Source organism: Halalkalibacter kiskunsagensis, assembly GCF_037027555.1.
Taxonomy (GTDB): domain Bacteria; phylum Bacillota; class Bacilli; order Bacillales; family Bacillaceae_D; genus Halalkalibacter; species Halalkalibacter kiskunsagensis.
Genome location: NZ_JAXBLX010000011.1, coordinates 21,291 through 36,581, shown reverse-complemented (window position 1 = coordinate 36,581; position 15,291 = coordinate 21,291). Strand labels below are relative to the sequence as shown.

General features: G+C 38.0%; 15 protein-coding genes. 11 read left to right on the top strand and 4 right to left on the bottom strand.

The window, feature by feature from the left end:
- The first annotated feature begins 44 nt into the window (after positions 1-44).
- The 10 genes from SLH51_RS08250 to SLH51_RS08205 all read left to right on the top strand — a co-directional run bounded on the left by SLH51_RS08250 (position 45) and on the right by SLH51_RS08205 (position 9,677).
- On the top strand, positions 45-1,208 hold the full coding sequence (locus SLH51_RS08250; RefSeq protein WP_335960590.1) for a Gfo/Idh/MocA family protein: 1,164 nt from the start codon (positions 45-47) through the stop codon (positions 1,206-1,208).
- A 27-nt stretch (positions 1,209-1,235) separates the two neighbouring features.
- On the top strand, positions 1,236-2,336 hold the full coding sequence (locus tag SLH51_RS08245) for a Gfo/Idh/MocA family protein (protein WP_335960588.1): 1,101 nt from the start codon (positions 1,236-1,238) through the stop codon (positions 2,334-2,336).
- Positions 2,337-2,351: 15 nt separating this feature from the next.
- Positions 2,352-2,747, top strand: coding sequence for a VOC family protein (locus SLH51_RS08240; RefSeq protein ID WP_335960587.1), 396 nt, complete (start codon positions 2,352-2,354; stop codon positions 2,745-2,747).
- A 98-nt stretch (positions 2,748-2,845) separates the two neighbouring features.
- Positions 2,846-3,391 carry a D-lyxose/D-mannose family sugar isomerase gene (locus SLH51_RS08235; RefSeq protein ID WP_335960584.1) on the top strand — a complete coding sequence of 182 codons (546 nt, stop codon included), beginning with the start codon at positions 2,846-2,848 and terminating at the stop codon, positions 3,389-3,391.
- A gap of 75 nt (positions 3,392-3,466) precedes the next feature.
- On the top strand, positions 3,467-4,150 hold the full coding sequence (locus tag SLH51_RS08230; RefSeq protein WP_335960583.1) for a GntR family transcriptional regulator: 684 nt from the start codon (positions 3,467-3,469) through the stop codon (positions 4,148-4,150).
- A 76-nt stretch (positions 4,151-4,226) separates the two neighbouring features.
- Positions 4,227-5,666, top strand: coding sequence for a glucuronate isomerase (uxaC, locus tag SLH51_RS08225; protein ID WP_335960582.1), 1,440 nt, complete (start codon positions 4,227-4,229; stop codon positions 5,664-5,666).
- 4 nt (positions 5,667-5,670) lie between these two features.
- Positions 5,671-6,744 (top strand): mannonate dehydratase, encoded by a 1,074-nt coding sequence (gene uxuA, locus SLH51_RS08220; RefSeq protein WP_335960580.1) that lies wholly within the window; start codon positions 5,671-5,673, stop codon positions 6,742-6,744.
- On the top strand, positions 6,744-7,592 hold the full coding sequence (locus SLH51_RS08215) for an SDR family oxidoreductase (protein ID WP_335960579.1): 849 nt from the start codon (positions 6,744-6,746) through the stop codon (positions 7,590-7,592). Before uxuA ends, SLH51_RS08215 begins: the two co-directional genes overlap by 1 nt.
- A 26-nt stretch (positions 7,593-7,618) precedes the next feature.
- Positions 7,619-9,226 (top strand): glycoside hydrolase family 43 protein, encoded by a 1,608-nt coding sequence (locus SLH51_RS08210; protein WP_335960578.1) that lies wholly within the window; start codon positions 7,619-7,621, stop codon positions 9,224-9,226.
- Between the two features lie 145 nt (positions 9,227-9,371).
- Positions 9,372-9,677, top strand: coding sequence for a putative quinol monooxygenase (locus tag SLH51_RS08205; protein WP_335960577.1), 306 nt, complete (start codon positions 9,372-9,374; stop codon positions 9,675-9,677).
- Positions 9,678-9,720: 43 nt separating this feature from the next.
- Here the strand turns inward: SLH51_RS08205 and SLH51_RS08200 are convergent, their stop codons facing one another.
- Genes SLH51_RS08200 through SLH51_RS08185 form a run of 4 tightly spaced genes read right to left on the bottom strand, consistent with a single transcriptional unit; the run spans position 9,721 to position 13,845 of the window.
- On the bottom strand, positions 9,721-10,827 hold the full coding sequence (locus tag SLH51_RS08200; protein ID WP_335960576.1) for a Gfo/Idh/MocA family protein: 1,107 nt from the start codon (positions 10,825-10,827) through the stop codon (positions 9,721-9,723).
- Between the two features lie 16 nt (positions 10,828-10,843).
- Positions 10,844-11,593 (bottom strand): ThuA domain-containing protein, encoded by a 750-nt coding sequence (locus SLH51_RS08195; RefSeq protein WP_335960692.1) that lies wholly within the window; start codon positions 11,591-11,593, stop codon positions 10,844-10,846.
- A gap of 42 nt (positions 11,594-11,635) precedes the next feature.
- Complete coding sequence (locus SLH51_RS08190; RefSeq protein ID WP_335960575.1) at positions 11,636-12,796, bottom strand: Gfo/Idh/MocA family protein; 1,161 nt, start codon at positions 12,794-12,796, stop codon at positions 11,636-11,638.
- Between the two features lie 29 nt (positions 12,797-12,825).
- Positions 12,826-13,845, bottom strand: a complete 1,020-nt coding sequence (locus tag SLH51_RS08185) for a LacI family DNA-binding transcriptional regulator (RefSeq protein ID WP_335960574.1) — start codon at positions 13,843-13,845, stop codon at positions 12,826-12,828.
- A gap of 209 nt (positions 13,846-14,054) precedes the next feature.
- On the opposite strand from SLH51_RS08185, the gene SLH51_RS08180 reads away from it, so the two are divergent.
- Positions 14,055-14,840, top strand: a complete 786-nt coding sequence (locus SLH51_RS08180; RefSeq protein ID WP_335960572.1) for a class I SAM-dependent methyltransferase — start codon at positions 14,055-14,057, stop codon at positions 14,838-14,840.
- Positions 14,841-15,291 lie beyond the last annotated feature (451 nt).

Genomic DNA, 15,291 nt, shown 5'->3' with positions numbered 1-15,291 from the left:
CTAAACGTACAAAATTATCTTTTATGAAATAGGAGAGGATTAGAATGTTAAAAGTAGCCATTATTGGAGCGGGAGCGATTGCTCCATCACATATTCAAGCTTACCAAGAGTTTTCAGAACGATGTGAAATTGTAGCTTTATGTGATATTTACCCAGAGAAGGCAGAAAAATTAGCGGCGGATTATAAATTGAATGTAAATGTTTATAGTAATTACAAAGATTTAATAGAACGAACAGATATTGATCTTGTTTCTGTTTGTACACCACCATACACTCATGCCGAAACTGCGATTGACTTGCTCAATTCTGGGAAGAATGTGTTAGTTGAAAAGCCAATGGCGTCTTCACTAGAAGAGTGTGATGCGATGAATGAAGCAGCGAGAAAAAATCAAAAAGTATTATCAGTCGTCGCTCAAAATCGTTTCCGTACTCCAATGATGAAGTTGAAACATGTACTTGATACAAAGTTAATGGGTCCGATCGTTCATACACAAGTCGATTCATTTTGGTGGAGAGGTCACAGTTACTATGACCTATGGTGGAGAGGAACATGGGAAAAAGAAGGCGGTGGATGTACGTTGAACCACGCGGTGCACCATATTGATATTTTTCAGTGGATGAACGGGATGCCTTCTGAAGTAACAGCTGTGTCAAGCAATACCTCACATGACAATGCCGAGGTGGAAGATTTATCAATTGCTATTTGTCGTTATGACAATGGAAGCCTAGCACAAGTAACGAGTTCAGTCGTCCATCATGGGGAAGAGCAACAATTGATTTTCCAAGGAAAACATGCACGTGTTTCAGCACCGTGGAAGCTCAAAGCTTCAAAGTCTAAACAAAATGGTTTTCCAGAACTAGATCAAGAGTTAGAATCAAAGATTCAAAAAGTATATGATGAACAACCAGAAGTTCAATACGAGGGTCATGCTGGACAAATCAATGATGTCATGCTCGCGATTGAAGGAAAAAAAGAAGTACTTGTCGACGGCATTCAAGGTCGTCAAACGTTAGAACTTATTACAGCGATTTACCAAGCTTCTAGTTTTGGGGAGTCTGTTAAACTACCATTAAATGAAGAAAGCCTTTTTTATACACGAGAAGGTGTCATGAAACATGCGACTCATTTCTATGAGAAGACGAACAGTGTTGAGAACTTCACAGAAAATAAGATTACTACAGGTGGAAACTATTCTGCCGATCTATAATTTTATGAATTAAAGGAGTGAAGACAATTGGATAAAAATGATGGAATGAACTATGCACCAAAAGGAAAAGACAATAAGGTTGTTGAAAGTGGTAGCTTTCCTTTTGCTGCCATCGGCTTAGATCATGGACATATTTACGGGATGTGTAATGGATTACTAGAAGCAGGAGGAGATTTAGTAGCTGTATATGACCCAGACCCGAAAAAAATTGAAACCTTCTGCGAAAAGTTTCCTGGTGTTAGAGTTGCGACTACAGAAGAGGAGGTTTTGCTCGATCCGTCTATTAAACTGGTTGCGTCTGCTTGTATCCCTTCAAAACGTGGAGAGTTAGGGCTACGAGCAATGGATCATGGCAAACATTATTTTGCTGATAAGCCTGCTTTTACTAAGCTAGATCAAGTTGAAAAAGCAAAAAAGAAAACAGCTGAAACTGGGTTAAAATGGGGTATCTACTATAGTGAGCGCTTACATGTAGAAAGTGCAGTATTTGCTGGACAATTAATTGAGGAGGGTGCCATTGGCCGAGTCGTTCAAGTGATTGGAACAGGTCCTCACCGTGCCAATGCAGAAAGCAGACCTGAATGGTTCTTTGACCCTGAAAGCTATGGTGGAATTTTATGTGATATTGGAAGCCACCAAATTGAACAATTCCTTCATTATACAGGAGCAAAAGATGCCAAGGTCTTGCACAGTAAAGTAGCAAACTACCATTATAAACAGTACCCGCATTTTGAAGATTTCGGTGATGCAACTCTTGTTGCTGATAATGGAGCTACATTTTATTTCCGTGTTGACTGGCTTACACCTGATGGCCTTGGAACGTGGGGAGATGGACGTGCAATTATCTTAGGGACAGAAGGATACATCGAAATCCGCAAGTATATTGATATTGGTCGAGATGCTTCTTCTAATCATTTATATCTTGTCAATCAAAAGTGCGAAAAACATTTTGAGTTATCTGGAAAAGTCGGATTCCCATTTTTCGGTGAATTTATATTAGATTGTTTAAATGGAACAGAAAACGCGATGACTCAAGAGCACGCATTTAAAGCAGCGGAATTATGTATTAAAGCACAAGTGCAAGCAATTCAGGTTGAAACGGCAGAAACTGAAGCTAGTTTAAATTAATCTGGGGGTGATGGTTTGTTTGCAATCGAATCAATTCATCATGTGAGTCTGTCTGTTACAGATTTAGAAAAGGCAAAACACTTCTACAGTAACATTCTTGGTTTTCATGAAATTAAGCGACCTGTTTTTGATTTTCCAGGTGCTTGGTATCAAATAGGTAATCAACAACTTCATTTAATTGTGCATCCAACGTCTGATACATTGAGAAATGAGGGACCAATTGAATCAAAGGACGGTCATTTCGCCATTCGGGTGAAGGATTATTATCAAACACTGAATTACTTGAAGCGAATTGGAATTGAAATTGTAGAAAAGCCTAATAGTCAAAGTGGATTTGCGCAAATCTTTTGTAAGGATCCAGATCGTAACTTAATTGAGTTTAACGTAGATCAAGCAGATTTAACTAAATAGCAAGATAATGGTTGTAGCAAGAAGGGTCTGATTCTATTAGGTTTTAGTCCCTTGATTTTTCAATTCATGCTTGTTTGTGGTAGATAAGGAGTGAATGTATGCTAGCAAAGAACGTATTTTTAAGAGCACAGGAAAAAACAATAGCCTATTTTGAGCAAGCAGGGATCGTTTTGTCTAATGAAGAACAACAAATGATTGAAGTTGCTGATTTTGGCTTAAATGAGCTGGAAATACAAGGGCTTGAACTTATAACGTATATTAACAACGACTATTATTGTGCAAAGGAATTAGTATTATTCCCAAATCAAACATGTCCGGAGCACAAGCACCCACAAATTGGAGAATTACAAGGGAAAACAGAAACATTTCGTTGCCGTTTTGGAAAGGTATATCTTTATGTAGAAGGGCTAAAAACTAAGAAAATACAGGCAACGGTTCCTACTAGTAGCAAGAACTATTACACGGTTTTTAATGAAATCGAATTAAATCCCGGAGAACAATTCACCATTCCTCCTAATACTCTTCATTGGTTTCAGGCAGGTGATGATGGTGCCATCGTGTCGGAGTTCTCTACGACGAGTCGAGATGAATACGACATTTTTACAGACCCACGTATAAAAAGAGTACCGGAAGTGAGCGAATAATATCCAGAAAAATCATTTTATACTACCATGCAAGTATACTTGTATGGTAGTATAGAAGTAAGGAGGTGGAACAACGTGAAATTGGAATTTGGTGAGAGAAATTCGTTCTCTTCTACTCGCGATTATGTCTACCATGTATTAAGAGAGAATATTATCTCATTAAAACTTGAACCAGGTATAAACATCTCGGAAAAAGACATCTCAGAAAAGCTTCAAGTAAGCCGAACTCCTGTTAGAGAAGCCTTCGTGAAACTAGTGCAAGATGAACTATTAGAAGTTTTTCCACAAAGAGGTTCCTTTGTAGCACTTATTGATCTTGATCATGTTGAGGAAGCTAGATTTATTCGTGAACATTTAGAAATAGCAGCCATTGGATTAGCATGTGAAGTGTTTTCACCAAAACATATGCAAAAGTTAGAATATAATTTACATATTCAAAAGCGTTGTGTTGAAGTAGGCGACTATAAAAAGTTTTTTGAATTGGATGAAGAGTTTCATGAGACGATTTCTGAAGGTTGTGGGAGAAAGAGGATATGGACCGTTATTCAGCAAATGAATGTTCATTTGAACCGGGTCCGAATGCTGAGTCTAGCTGAAAACCATAATTGGAAAATTCTTTTAACGCAACATGAAGACATGATCGCAGCGATAAAAGAGCAAGATTCTATAAAAGCAAAAACAGTCATTCGAGATCATTTAACACTTGTAAACAATGATCAAGGTGAACTGAAAGTAGCCTTTCCTAAATATTTTAAATAATGATCAAATGACCAGCTACTATCTGGTTGTTTATTTGCAAAAATGAAAGCGTTGTCTTAGGGGGGAAATGAATTTTATGAATGAGGTGGATATCGTGCTTGCTTTTATGAGTAAAGACTTTCTGTTAGAAACAGATACTGCTAAAAAATTATATCATACCTATGCCAAGGATATGCCAATTATTGATTATCATTGCCATCTATCAGCCAAAGAAATTGCTGAAAACAAACAGTTTTCTTCTCTTACAGAAGTGTGGTTAGGCGATGATCATTATAAATGGAGAGCATTACGAGCAAATGGTGTTCCTGAAGAGTATGTGACAGGTGAAAAAAGTGATAAAGAAAAGTTCCTAAAATGGGCTGAGACAGTTCCAAATCTCATCGGGAACCCATTATACCACTGGACCCATTTAGAACTTCAGCGTTGTTTTGGAATTAAAGATGTATTAACTCCAGAAACAGCTGAAAAGATTTGGGAAGAGTGTAATCAAGAACTACAAACGGATCGATTAACGGCAAAAGAAATTATTAAGCAGTTTCAGGTGAAGGCCCTTTGTACAACAGATGATCCGGTTGATTCATTAGAGTATCATAAACAATTAAAAGAAGATCAATCATTCGACGTGAAGGTATTGCCGACTTTCCGACCTGATGGAGCCTTAAATATTGATAAGAACACATTTATTGATTGGATCAAAGAGCTCGAACGAGTTTCAGGAATTTCTATAAATTGTTTGGCAGATTTTAAAAGCGCTTTAGAAGAACGGCTGAATTATTTTCATGAAGTAGGTTGTCGCTTATCCGACCATGGCTTAGATTCCTCTTTTTATAAAGACTTTACGGGATCCGAAGTGGAATCGATTTTTGAACGAGCGTTAGCAAATGAACAAATTAGTGGTGAAGAAGTCATTCAATATAAAACGACTGTGATGATTTATTTAGGACAGCTTTATGCTAAAAAGGGTTGGGCCATGCAGTTACATATTGGAGGTCTGCGTAATACGAATACAAGAATGATTGAGAAGCTTGGACCAAATACTGGCTATGATTCAATGGCGGATTTTACGTATGCACAGGAACTTGCTAGATTACTAGATGAATTGGAGAAAACAGATAGTTTACCGAAGACAGTTTTATATTGTTTGAATCCTCGTGATAATTATATGGTCGCAACTCTCGCGGGAAACTTTCAAAGTGAAGTGCCAGGAAAAGTTCAGTTTGGGACTGCATGGTGGTTCAATGATCAACGCGATGGAATGGAAGATCAAATCAAAACATTAGCTAACGTAGGTGTATTATCAAACTTTGTTGGAATGTTAACGGATTCTAGAAGTCTTCTTTCCTATACTAGACATGAGTATTTCAGAAGAATTCTTTGTAATGTGATAGGGAAATGGGTTGAAAATGGAGAATACCCAGCGGATATTGAGCGACTAGGAAATATAGTGAAGGACATTAGTTACAGAAATATAGAGAGCTATTTAGCTTTTGGCTTTGAAGAAGAAAAGGAGTTGTAGACTAATGAGAATGGTATTTCGTTGGTTTGGAGAGGGCAATGATTTAATCCCATTAGAACATGTGAAACAAATTCCTGGTGTAGAAGGGATTGTTTGGGCTCTTCATGATATCCCGGTAGGAGAAGAGTGGCCGTTTGACCGGATTGAGGAAGTCAAGGAACAAGCGGATCTCCATGGTTTTAATATAGACGTTGTAGAAAGTGTCAATATTCACGAGGATATTAAGCTAGGTTTACCATCGAGAGATCAATATATTGAGAATTATAAACGAACAATTGAAAAGTTAAGCCAAGTTGGTGTTAAAGTTATTTGTTACAACTTTATGCCGGTGTTTGATTGGACTCGGACTGATTTATTCAAAGAACTCGAAGATGGATCGACAGCATTATTCTTTGAAAATGAAAAAATTAAAGACATAGATCCATTGGAATTAGTAAAGGAAATATCCAGTAACTTCACTCAAACGATGCCAGGTTGGGAGCCTGAGAGATTGAAGTATTTAACAAAGCTATTTGAACTATATCAAGAGGTTACTGAAGAAGACCTATGGAACAATTTACAGTACTTTTTAGAGCAAATCATCCCAGTTGCAGAGGAAAATAATATTAAAATGGCGATTCATCCAGATGATCCTCCATTTTCTGTTTTCAGTCTGCCAAGAATCATTATAAATAAAGAGAATATAGAGCGATTTCTAAAGCTTGTTGACCATCCGGCTAATGGGTTGACTCTTTGTAGTGGATCACTAGGAGCAAACCTAAATAATAATGTTGCTGAAATGGTAAGAGAGTTTGCTGACCGAATTCATTTTGCGCATATTAGAAATGTAAAAACTTATGAAAATGGAGATTTCATAGAAACATCTCATCGGTCGTCGGATGGATCTGTTGACATCTTAAGTATTATGAAAGCTTATCATGATATTGGTTTCACAGGATATGCAAGACCTGATCACGGTCGTCATATTTGGGATGAAAAGTGTAGACCAGGCTATGGCCTTTACGACCGTGGACTTGGAATCATGTACTTATGGGGAATATGGGATTCACTAGAAAGAATGAAAAAGGAGGAAGTATAATGTTACCACTAAATGAGAATTTGAAGGGGAAAGTAGCGGTTATTACTGGAGGAAGCGGAGTTTTATGTGGGGCGATGGCACGAGAACTTGGCAGACAAGGAGCAAAAGTAGCCATATTGAATCGACAATTGGAAAAAGGGAAGGTTGTTGAACAGGATATTCGTGAAAGTGGTGGTACGGCTCTAGCAGTTTCTTGTGATGTACTCGATGTTGAAAGTGTGAAAAAGGCTGAAGCTCTTATTACAGAACAACTTGGTGAATGTGACATTTTAATTAATGGTGCCGGTGGAAATCACCCAGATGGTTCAACAACAAATGAAACATTGAAACTAGAAGATTTGGATAATAAGGAATTGAAAACATTTTTTGATTTAACTGCGGAAGGATTTCAATTTGTATTTAATTTGAATTTAATTGGGACTATTATTCCTACCCAAGTCTTTTCTAAGAAAATGATCAATAAACAAGGAAAAACGATTATTAATATGTCTTCAATGAGTGCACCTTCTCCAATGACGAAGGTTCCCGCTTATAGTGCAGCAAAAGCTGGTATTGATAATTTTACACAATGGATGGCTGTTCATATGGCAGAGGTTGGTATAAGAGTAAACTCAATTGCACCTGGATTTTTCTTAACAGAACAAAATAGACGACTATTAACGAATGAAGATGGTTCTTTAACAGAACGCTCTCATAAAATCTTAACTCATACTCCAATGCAGAGGTTTGGAAAGCCTGAAGATCTTCTAGGTACGCTCATTTGGTTAGCTGATGACAATATGTCAGGTTTTGTTACAGGCATTACCATTCCGGTTGATGGTGGTTTCTTATCTTATTCTGGAGTGTAACTTAAATTTATTTGGAGGTGTTTGAAATGTATGAAATAATAAATCCAATTTTACCTGGATTTAATCCGGATCCTTCTATTATCCGAGTCGAGGATGATTATTATATAGCAACTTCAACGTTTGAATGGTTTCCTGGTGTTCAGATCCATCATTCAAGAGATTTAAAGAATTGGAGATTGTTACCGCATCCGTTAACTAGAAAAAGTCAAATCGATATGCTAGGTAATCCTGACTCAGGTGGAGCATGGGCACCTTGTTTAAGTTATCATGATGGAACATTTTATCTCATTTATACAGATGTAAAGAGTCATAAGACTGTATTTAAAGACACCCACAACTATCTAGTAACGGCAACTGATATTATGGGACCTTGGTCAGAGCCAATTTATTTAAATAGTAGTGGATTTGATCCGTCTCTATTCCATGATGATGACGGGAAAAAATGGTTATTAAATATGGTTTGGGATCATCGAAAAGGGAAGAATTCCTTTGGGGGAACACTTATACAAGAATATTCCGAAGAAGAACAAAAATTAGTAGGTCCCATTCGTAATATTTTTAAAGGGACAGAAATCGGTCTAACAGAAGGCCCTCATATTTATAAAAAAGATGGCTATTATTATTTGCTAACGGCAGAAGGAGGGACGAGATTAAAGCATGCTGCAACAATGGCTCGTTCCAAATCATTATTCGGTCCATATGAGGTCGACCCGACCAATCCAATATTAACGTCTTATGAAAAACCTGAATTAGTCCTACAGAAAGCTGGGCATGCAAGTCTTGTGGAAACGCAAGATGGTGAATGGTATATGGTTCATTTATGTGGTCGTCAACTAAAGCCGTCCTTACACTGTAATTTAGGACGAGAAACAGCCATACAGAAATGTGAGTGGACAGAAGATGGATGGATTCGATTAGCAGGAGGAGGAAACTCTCCGAAAGAAATTGTTGAAGGACCTTCTTTACCTGAATATCCTTTTGACGATGAACCAACAAAAGAAGAGTTTGATAGTGCTGAATTAAATATTCATTTTAATTCATTGCGTGTGCCTTTTGAAGAAAACTGGGTAACGTTACAAGAAAGACCAGGTTATTTACGTTTATATGGTAGAGAATCACTAAACTCTGTTCATAGACAAAGTTTACTTGCGCGTCGTCAACAAGGGTTTAACGTTGACGTTGAAACGGTCGTTGAATTTGAACCACAGACATTCCAACAAATGGCAGGGTTAATCTATTATTATAACAACCGCAATTATTTTTACTTGCGAGTAAGCCATGACGAACAATTAGGAAAGTGTTTGGGGATCATGACAAGCAATCGGGGCAGATATGATGAACCGCTCGAACAAGAAGTATCCATTCAAGGCTTGGATCGAGTTTATTTAAAAGCTAGAATTGCGGATGAAAATTTCCAATTTTTCTATTCAACTGATGGGAATGAATGGATGAAGATCGGTCCCATTCTTAATGCTAGCATTTTATCGGATGAAAACGCTGAAGTTATTGATGACGGTGTCTTTATGGAACAAGGTTTTACTGGCGCGTTCATTGGTATGTGTGTACAAGATTTAAGTGGTCAAAACATGCATGCTGATTTTGATTATTTCAGTTATGAAGAAAATGAACGTTAAATAGGATGAACATCAGGGTCTGGCCTCAATTAGTATTGCGATCAAAAGCGGTAGAGGTTAGGTCCTTTGGTTTTATTCGATACATTACAATTAAAGCGATTGTTGAGAGGCTTTCCAATTTTATTTAATAAAAGGGGGAATCAGAATGCATATGGTTCATGTAGCTATACACGTAAAGGAGGAGTTTATTACTCCATTTAAAGAAGCGATTAAAGAGAATGCAAGTCATAGCATCCAAGAAGAAGGGGTTATTGCATTTGATGTGTTACAAGATCAAGAAGATAACAAACGTTTTACACTAGTAGAAATATACAAAACACCTCAAGATCAAAAGAGACATAGAGAGACAGACCATTTTCTGCGATTTAAATCAGTTATACCCCAAATGCTCGCTGAGCCATATACGATTCAAACATTTGATCGGATATTTTCAGGAATACCAAGAACGTAAATGTGGAAAAAGCAGCGATGAATCGCTGCTTTTTCTAGTTTTTCTATTTAAGGATAGTAGATGTGAATTGATAGTTAAGTGGCAGTGGTTCAGGCTTCTCACATGTACTTTCCATTTGATAATATGTTCCGTTACTAGAGGCATCATGAAAGCCGTGCATTGCTTCTAATGCATGAAAAGCAATCTGACCATTCGCTCTGTGAATTCTATTTTGCTGAATGGCCTCAGCCATATCTGCTACGCCAATTCCTCGACTGTTTTCATCATATTGGTGAGTTAATGAGATGTCAACAAAGTCTTTTTCATCGCGTTTTCGAATCTGGACTGGACCGCCAAATGTGTTAGGGTCAGGTACGAGTATCGTTCCTTCACTTCCATAAATCTCAATTCGAGGAAGAGTGGACCCGCCAAAAACATCGAAGCTTGTAATCATCGTCCCTATGGCACCCGAAGCAAAATCAAGAACACCAGAGATATGAGTTGGCGTTTTCACTTGAATCTTCGTACCCGCTTTAGGTTCACTTGAAATGGTCCTTTCAGGATAACTAATCCGAGCAGAACCAGAAATTCTATCAATCGGCCCTAAAGCAGCAATTAAAGCTGTTAAATAATATGGACCCATATCAAACATTGGACCACCACCAACATCATAATAAAAGGCAGGGTCTGGATGCCAATGTTCGTGTCCACGACTCATCATAAAGGCTGTAGCACCAATCGGTGTCCCAATTTCTCCTTTTTCAATTAAGTGAATCGCTGTTTGAATCCCTCCACCTAAGAAAGTGTCAGGAGCACTACCAACTCGTAGGCCTTTCGCTTCGGCCACTTCTAAAATTTGACGTCCTTCTTCACGAGTTACAGCTAATGGTTTTTCTGTATAGACGTGTTTCCCTGCTTCGAGAGCTTGAATGCATACTTGTGCATGAGCCTTTGGAATCGTTAAATTAATGACTAATTCAATCTCTTGATCCTCGAGTAATTCTTGTACGCTATAAGCTTTAATACCAAATTTTTCAGCTTGATCTTTTGCGCGCTCAATATCTAGGTCTGCACATGCAACTAAATCAATAGGTTCGAATTCTCGACAATTTTTTAAATAGATTGTGCTGATATTTCCGCAGCCAATGATGCCGACTTTTACTTTACTCATAATAATCCCCCCTAAATTATTGACTGTCTCCCATTCCTGTGTACACAGTTCCAGATCCATTTCCTGATGTTGCAAATGTATTTACTTCTTTTGTTCCATAAAGAGTTTTTCCTTCAGCAGCCCATAAGAAGCCACGGCGCATAATTTTTGAAACTTCGGGCATTGCAACAATATTAGCAACATGACCTAATGAATTGTAGAATACGCGGCCAGATCCCCAGCGTTTTGTCCAAACGACTGGCATATCAACAGCACCGTTAGCAGCATGTGGCCCATCGATGACAGGGAAACGAGTGGTAGCCAATACTTCAACAGCAGGGTCTACATGAAGATAATATTGTTCACTGACAACTTTAAAGTCAGGAATGTCTTGAAGTAGTGGGCTAGATGAATGTTTAACGTTAACCATGTATTCTACACCATCGTTGCCAGGGTGAGCGACCCAGTTTCCACCTGTCATAAACTGCCAATCGACATTGTTTCTAAATGAATCACACATCCCGCCATGACAACCTGCAAGACCAACACCACTCATAATAGCTGAAGATATATTTTGTACATAGCTTTTTTCAATGTGGCCCATTGTCCAATGTGGGACAATTAAATCCAAAGACTTCAGTTTTTCAGCATCAGCATAAGAGTCTAATGAGTTTGATACTTCTACAATAAAGTTTTCTTCCTCTAGGATTCCCTTAAAAATGTTGGCTACTTGTTCCGGTTCATGTCCGTCCCAACCGCCCCAAACGATTAATGCATTCTTTTTCATCATTAAACACTCCTATTCGTTATGTAATTAGTTTTTCATGTATTATAGGTCAGAGACTTTTATCCACTTGCTTTGCTCAATTGATTGTTCAACAGCTTCTAATACTTGCTGACACTTCACACCATCCTTGAAATTGGGAACTGGCTGGCGATCTTCACGGAATGCTTCCATAAGTTCAACGGCTGAATGAATAAAGGTATGCTCATAACCAATCGTATGACCAGCTGGCCACCAAACGTCGGAATACGCATGAGCAGCATCGGTTGCCACCACTCGACGGAAGCCTTGTACATCTTCCTTGTCATCAACAAAATATACTTGCAATTCATTCATACGTTCAAAATCAAAAATTACGCTTCCTTTACTTCCGTTAATTTCAAATGAGTTCGTACTTCGATGACCAGTAGCAAAGCGAGTAGCTTCAAAGCTACCGACAGCTCCATTTGCAAACCGCGCTAAAAATAATGTCGCATCATCAACCGTAACAGGGCCTTTTTCAGCATTTTTGTTACCGGTTGCAGATAATCCAGTCATTTCTGAAGGCAATGGTCGTTCTTTAATAAATGTCTCACTCATTCCAATCACGTCTGTCATATCACCGATTAAATAGTGGGCCATATCAATTAGGTGGGCTCCTAAATCCCCATGCGAGCCTGAGCCAGCGATTTCTTTTTGAAGTCGCCAAACAAGAGGGAAGTCTGGGTCGATGATCCAATCTTGTAAGAACCATGCTCGAAAATGATAAATGTCGCCTAATCTTCCTTCATCAATCAACTTCTTTGCTAGCATGACAGCAGGAGCAAACCGATAGTTAAAACCAACCATATGTTTGACACCAGCCGCTTCAACAGCCTCTAACATCTCCCTAGAATCTTCTAATGTAAGCGCTAACGGTTTTTCGCAAAAAACATGTTTTCCAGCCTTTGCGGCTTCAATGGCAATCTCCTTATGTACATCACTAGGTGCATTAATATCAATTAAGTCAATATCATCTCGCTTTAAAAGTTCTTTCCAATCAGTCGTGTATTCCTCCCAGCCGAATTGCGCTGCTGCTTGAGCAATACCTTCTGGATTACGACCACAAATCACTTTCATTTGTGGATGAATATGTTTTGGGAAAAACATCGGGAGATCTCGATAGGCATGACTGTGAGCTTTTCCCATAAATTTATAACCGACCATACCAATATTTAATGTTTCCATCGCTTTATCTCCTTTTATAAAAAGTTTATTTAAATAGATGCTCTTTCAATAACTGTCACAGGAAGCCTAACTTGAATTTGTTCGGTTACTCCCCGCTCAACCATCGTTAATACAGTTTCAGCCGCGATCTGTCCCATTTCAAAGAGTGGCACATTTACGGAACTGAGCTTGGGACTAATCATACTACAGATATCAGAATCGTCGTAACCAATTAGTGCATAATCACGACCAGCTTGAAAACCTTGTTCACTTAACCCTTGCATGAGACCAATTGCCATTCGGTCATTAGAGGCGAAAATTGCATCAAGATGTGGAATAAGAGGGCCGATGTCGGCGGCTGCCTGAAACCCGCTTTTGCGACTGTAATTCCCTTGAAAAATCCAATCGTCATTCAGCTCAATACCTTTTTCTTGTAAAGCGCTTTCATACCCTGATAGACGTTCTAAGCTATTTGAATATGATTTTGGTCCATTTAAGAAAGCGATTCGCTTATAGCCTTTCTCAAGGAGAATAGATACTGCTTGAGAACTTCCTTCATAATGCATCGCATCAATTGAATGAAAAGATGTACCTTCAAACGTTTGATTAACAAGGCAGTATGGCAGGGCTAACTCTTGAAGCTGATTTAGAGCTGCTCTTTCTTCAATGCTATCCTGTGAACCTAGGATAATACAACCATCAACTTTTTGTGTGTGAAATAGTTGTACATAGTCTTTTGGCTCAGTTGATGATTGAAACAGAAGGAGTAACCCGTAATCCATTTCTCCTAGCTTTACACCAATTCCACTTAAAATTTCTGAGAAATAAGACGTTGATAATAAATGAACTTTAGGCAAATAGGGAACGATGACACCAATATTTTGACTTTTTCCTTTAGCAAAGCTTTGAGCAATCGCATTCGGATGATAGTTTAATTGTTTTGCAGCTTGCATGACTTTTTGTTTGGTTTCTTCACGAAGAGGTGGAACATTGTTAAAAACACGTGATACGGTTGCTTCGGACACACCTGCTAGCTTCGCGACATCTTTTCTCTTTGCTATTGTATTCACCTCCTTTTTTCTCATGTACACGTGTACATTATATAAAGATATCGAACAAATATCAACATAAACATAGAATAAAAGTGATTTTTTTATAGTGTGAGATGAATTGACTACTATGTAGTATCTTTTATGAGAAACGAAGTAAAACTAAATACGAGTACTGTATAATATAAGATAATCGCTTTCTCATGACGAGACTTAAGGATGTGATGATAATGAAGGAACGAGACACGAAAGCTAATGTGAAAGCCCAGTTTGGAAAGAATGCGAGTAACTATATGACTAGTAAGACGCACGCAAATGGTAATGATTTACGAAAGTTAATGGAAGTAGCGAACTTGAAAGGAAATGAATACGTCCTGGATATCGCAACAGGAGGAGGGCATGTAGCAAATGCACTAGCACCTTTAGTTAGGGAGGTTGTGGCACTCGACTTGACTAATGAAATTCTAGAGGTGGCTAAGAGTTTCATTGAGTCGAATGGCAATTCAAATGTTGCATTTGTCCAAGGGGATGCGGAACAGCTCTCGTTTGATGATGAAACTTTTGACATTGTTACCTGCCGGATTGCAGCTCATCACTTTCCTGATATCTCTGCTTTTGTCCGTGAAGCATTTCGAGTCGTCAAAGCCGAAGGAGCACTATTATTAATAGATAATGTTGCACCAGAAAGAGATGACTTTGATCAATTTTATAATAAAATTGAAAAAGATCGAGATCATAGTCATCACCGAGCATGGAAAAAAACAGAGTGGTATCATAAGTTAGAAGTGACTGGTTTTGAAATCGAGGAGTCTTACCGATTTCAAAAGCTTTTTCAGTTTGATACTTGGTGCAAAATGATGAATCTATCTGATGAGAAGAAAACCCTTTTATCAAATGATATGGTGCAATCAACGAAAGAGCATCAAGCTAAATTTAGAATTCAAGTAAAAGATGGGAAGGTTGATTCATTTATGGGAGAGTCGATTTTGATCAAAGCAACAAAACCAAGCTTATAAACTAAACAAATCGAGAAAAAGCTAACTCAAAGGAATAGCGAGTTAGCTTTTTGAACTTTGAAAAACTTTGTACGCTTATCAAACTGGTAACATATGTTACCAGTTTGATATGTGAGAAAAAGATCATTTAGGACCCAAAATATGATACTAAACTTTATTTTCCTCGTGTTTTTCGGACGTAGACATCTGTTGTAATTATCGATCACGCCAACGCGTTCACTTTAACTGTCCCAGAACCCATTCATGCAAGATATAAGCAATTCAAATCTCGATTAACCCTAAGCCTAAATGACTGAAAGATTAATAGGCAGGACATAGGGAAAATAAAAAACTCATGATCTATACTAACAATACGATGAAAAGCCAATCGGTTGCACAAAAAACACAAATTTAGTAGGACAGAGAAATATAATTAAAAATAAAACTATGATATTTTTTTGAATAAGCCTTG

What these genes read in the sequence shown, in the direction of transcription:
- SLH51_RS08205 (WP_335960577.1), top strand. Translation starts at nt 9,372, where the DNA reads ATGCATATGGTTCATGTAGCTATACACGTAAAGGAGGAGTTTATTACT.
- SLH51_RS08210 (WP_335960578.1), top strand. Translation starts at nt 7,619, where the DNA reads ATGTATGAAATAATAAATCCAATTTTACCTGGATTTAATCCGGATCCT.
- SLH51_RS08235 (WP_335960584.1), top strand. Translation starts at nt 2,846, where the DNA reads ATGCTAGCAAAGAACGTATTTTTAAGAGCACAGGAAAAAACAATAGCC.
- SLH51_RS08190 (WP_335960575.1), bottom strand. Translation starts at nt 12,796, where the DNA reads ATGGAAACATTAAATATTGGTATGGTCGGTTATAAATTTATGGGAAAA.
- SLH51_RS08195 (WP_335960692.1), bottom strand. Translation starts at nt 11,593, where the DNA reads ATGAAAAAGAATGCATTAATCGTTTGGGGCGGTTGGGACGGACATGAA.
- SLH51_RS08250 (WP_335960590.1), top strand. Translation starts at nt 45, where the DNA reads ATGTTAAAAGTAGCCATTATTGGAGCGGGAGCGATTGCTCCATCACAT.
- SLH51_RS08180 (WP_335960572.1), top strand. Translation starts at nt 14,055, where the DNA reads ATGAAGGAACGAGACACGAAAGCTAATGTGAAAGCCCAGTTTGGAAAG.
- SLH51_RS08200 (WP_335960576.1), bottom strand. Translation starts at nt 10,827, where the DNA reads ATGAGTAAAGTAAAAGTCGGCATCATTGGCTGCGGAAATATCAGCACA.
- uxaC (WP_335960582.1), top strand. Translation starts at nt 4,227, where the DNA reads ATGAATGAGGTGGATATCGTGCTTGCTTTTATGAGTAAAGACTTTCTG.
- SLH51_RS08215 (WP_335960579.1), top strand. Translation starts at nt 6,744, where the DNA reads ATGTTACCACTAAATGAGAATTTGAAGGGGAAAGTAGCGGTTATTACT.
- uxuA (WP_335960580.1), top strand. Translation starts at nt 5,671, where the DNA reads ATGAGAATGGTATTTCGTTGGTTTGGAGAGGGCAATGATTTAATCCCA.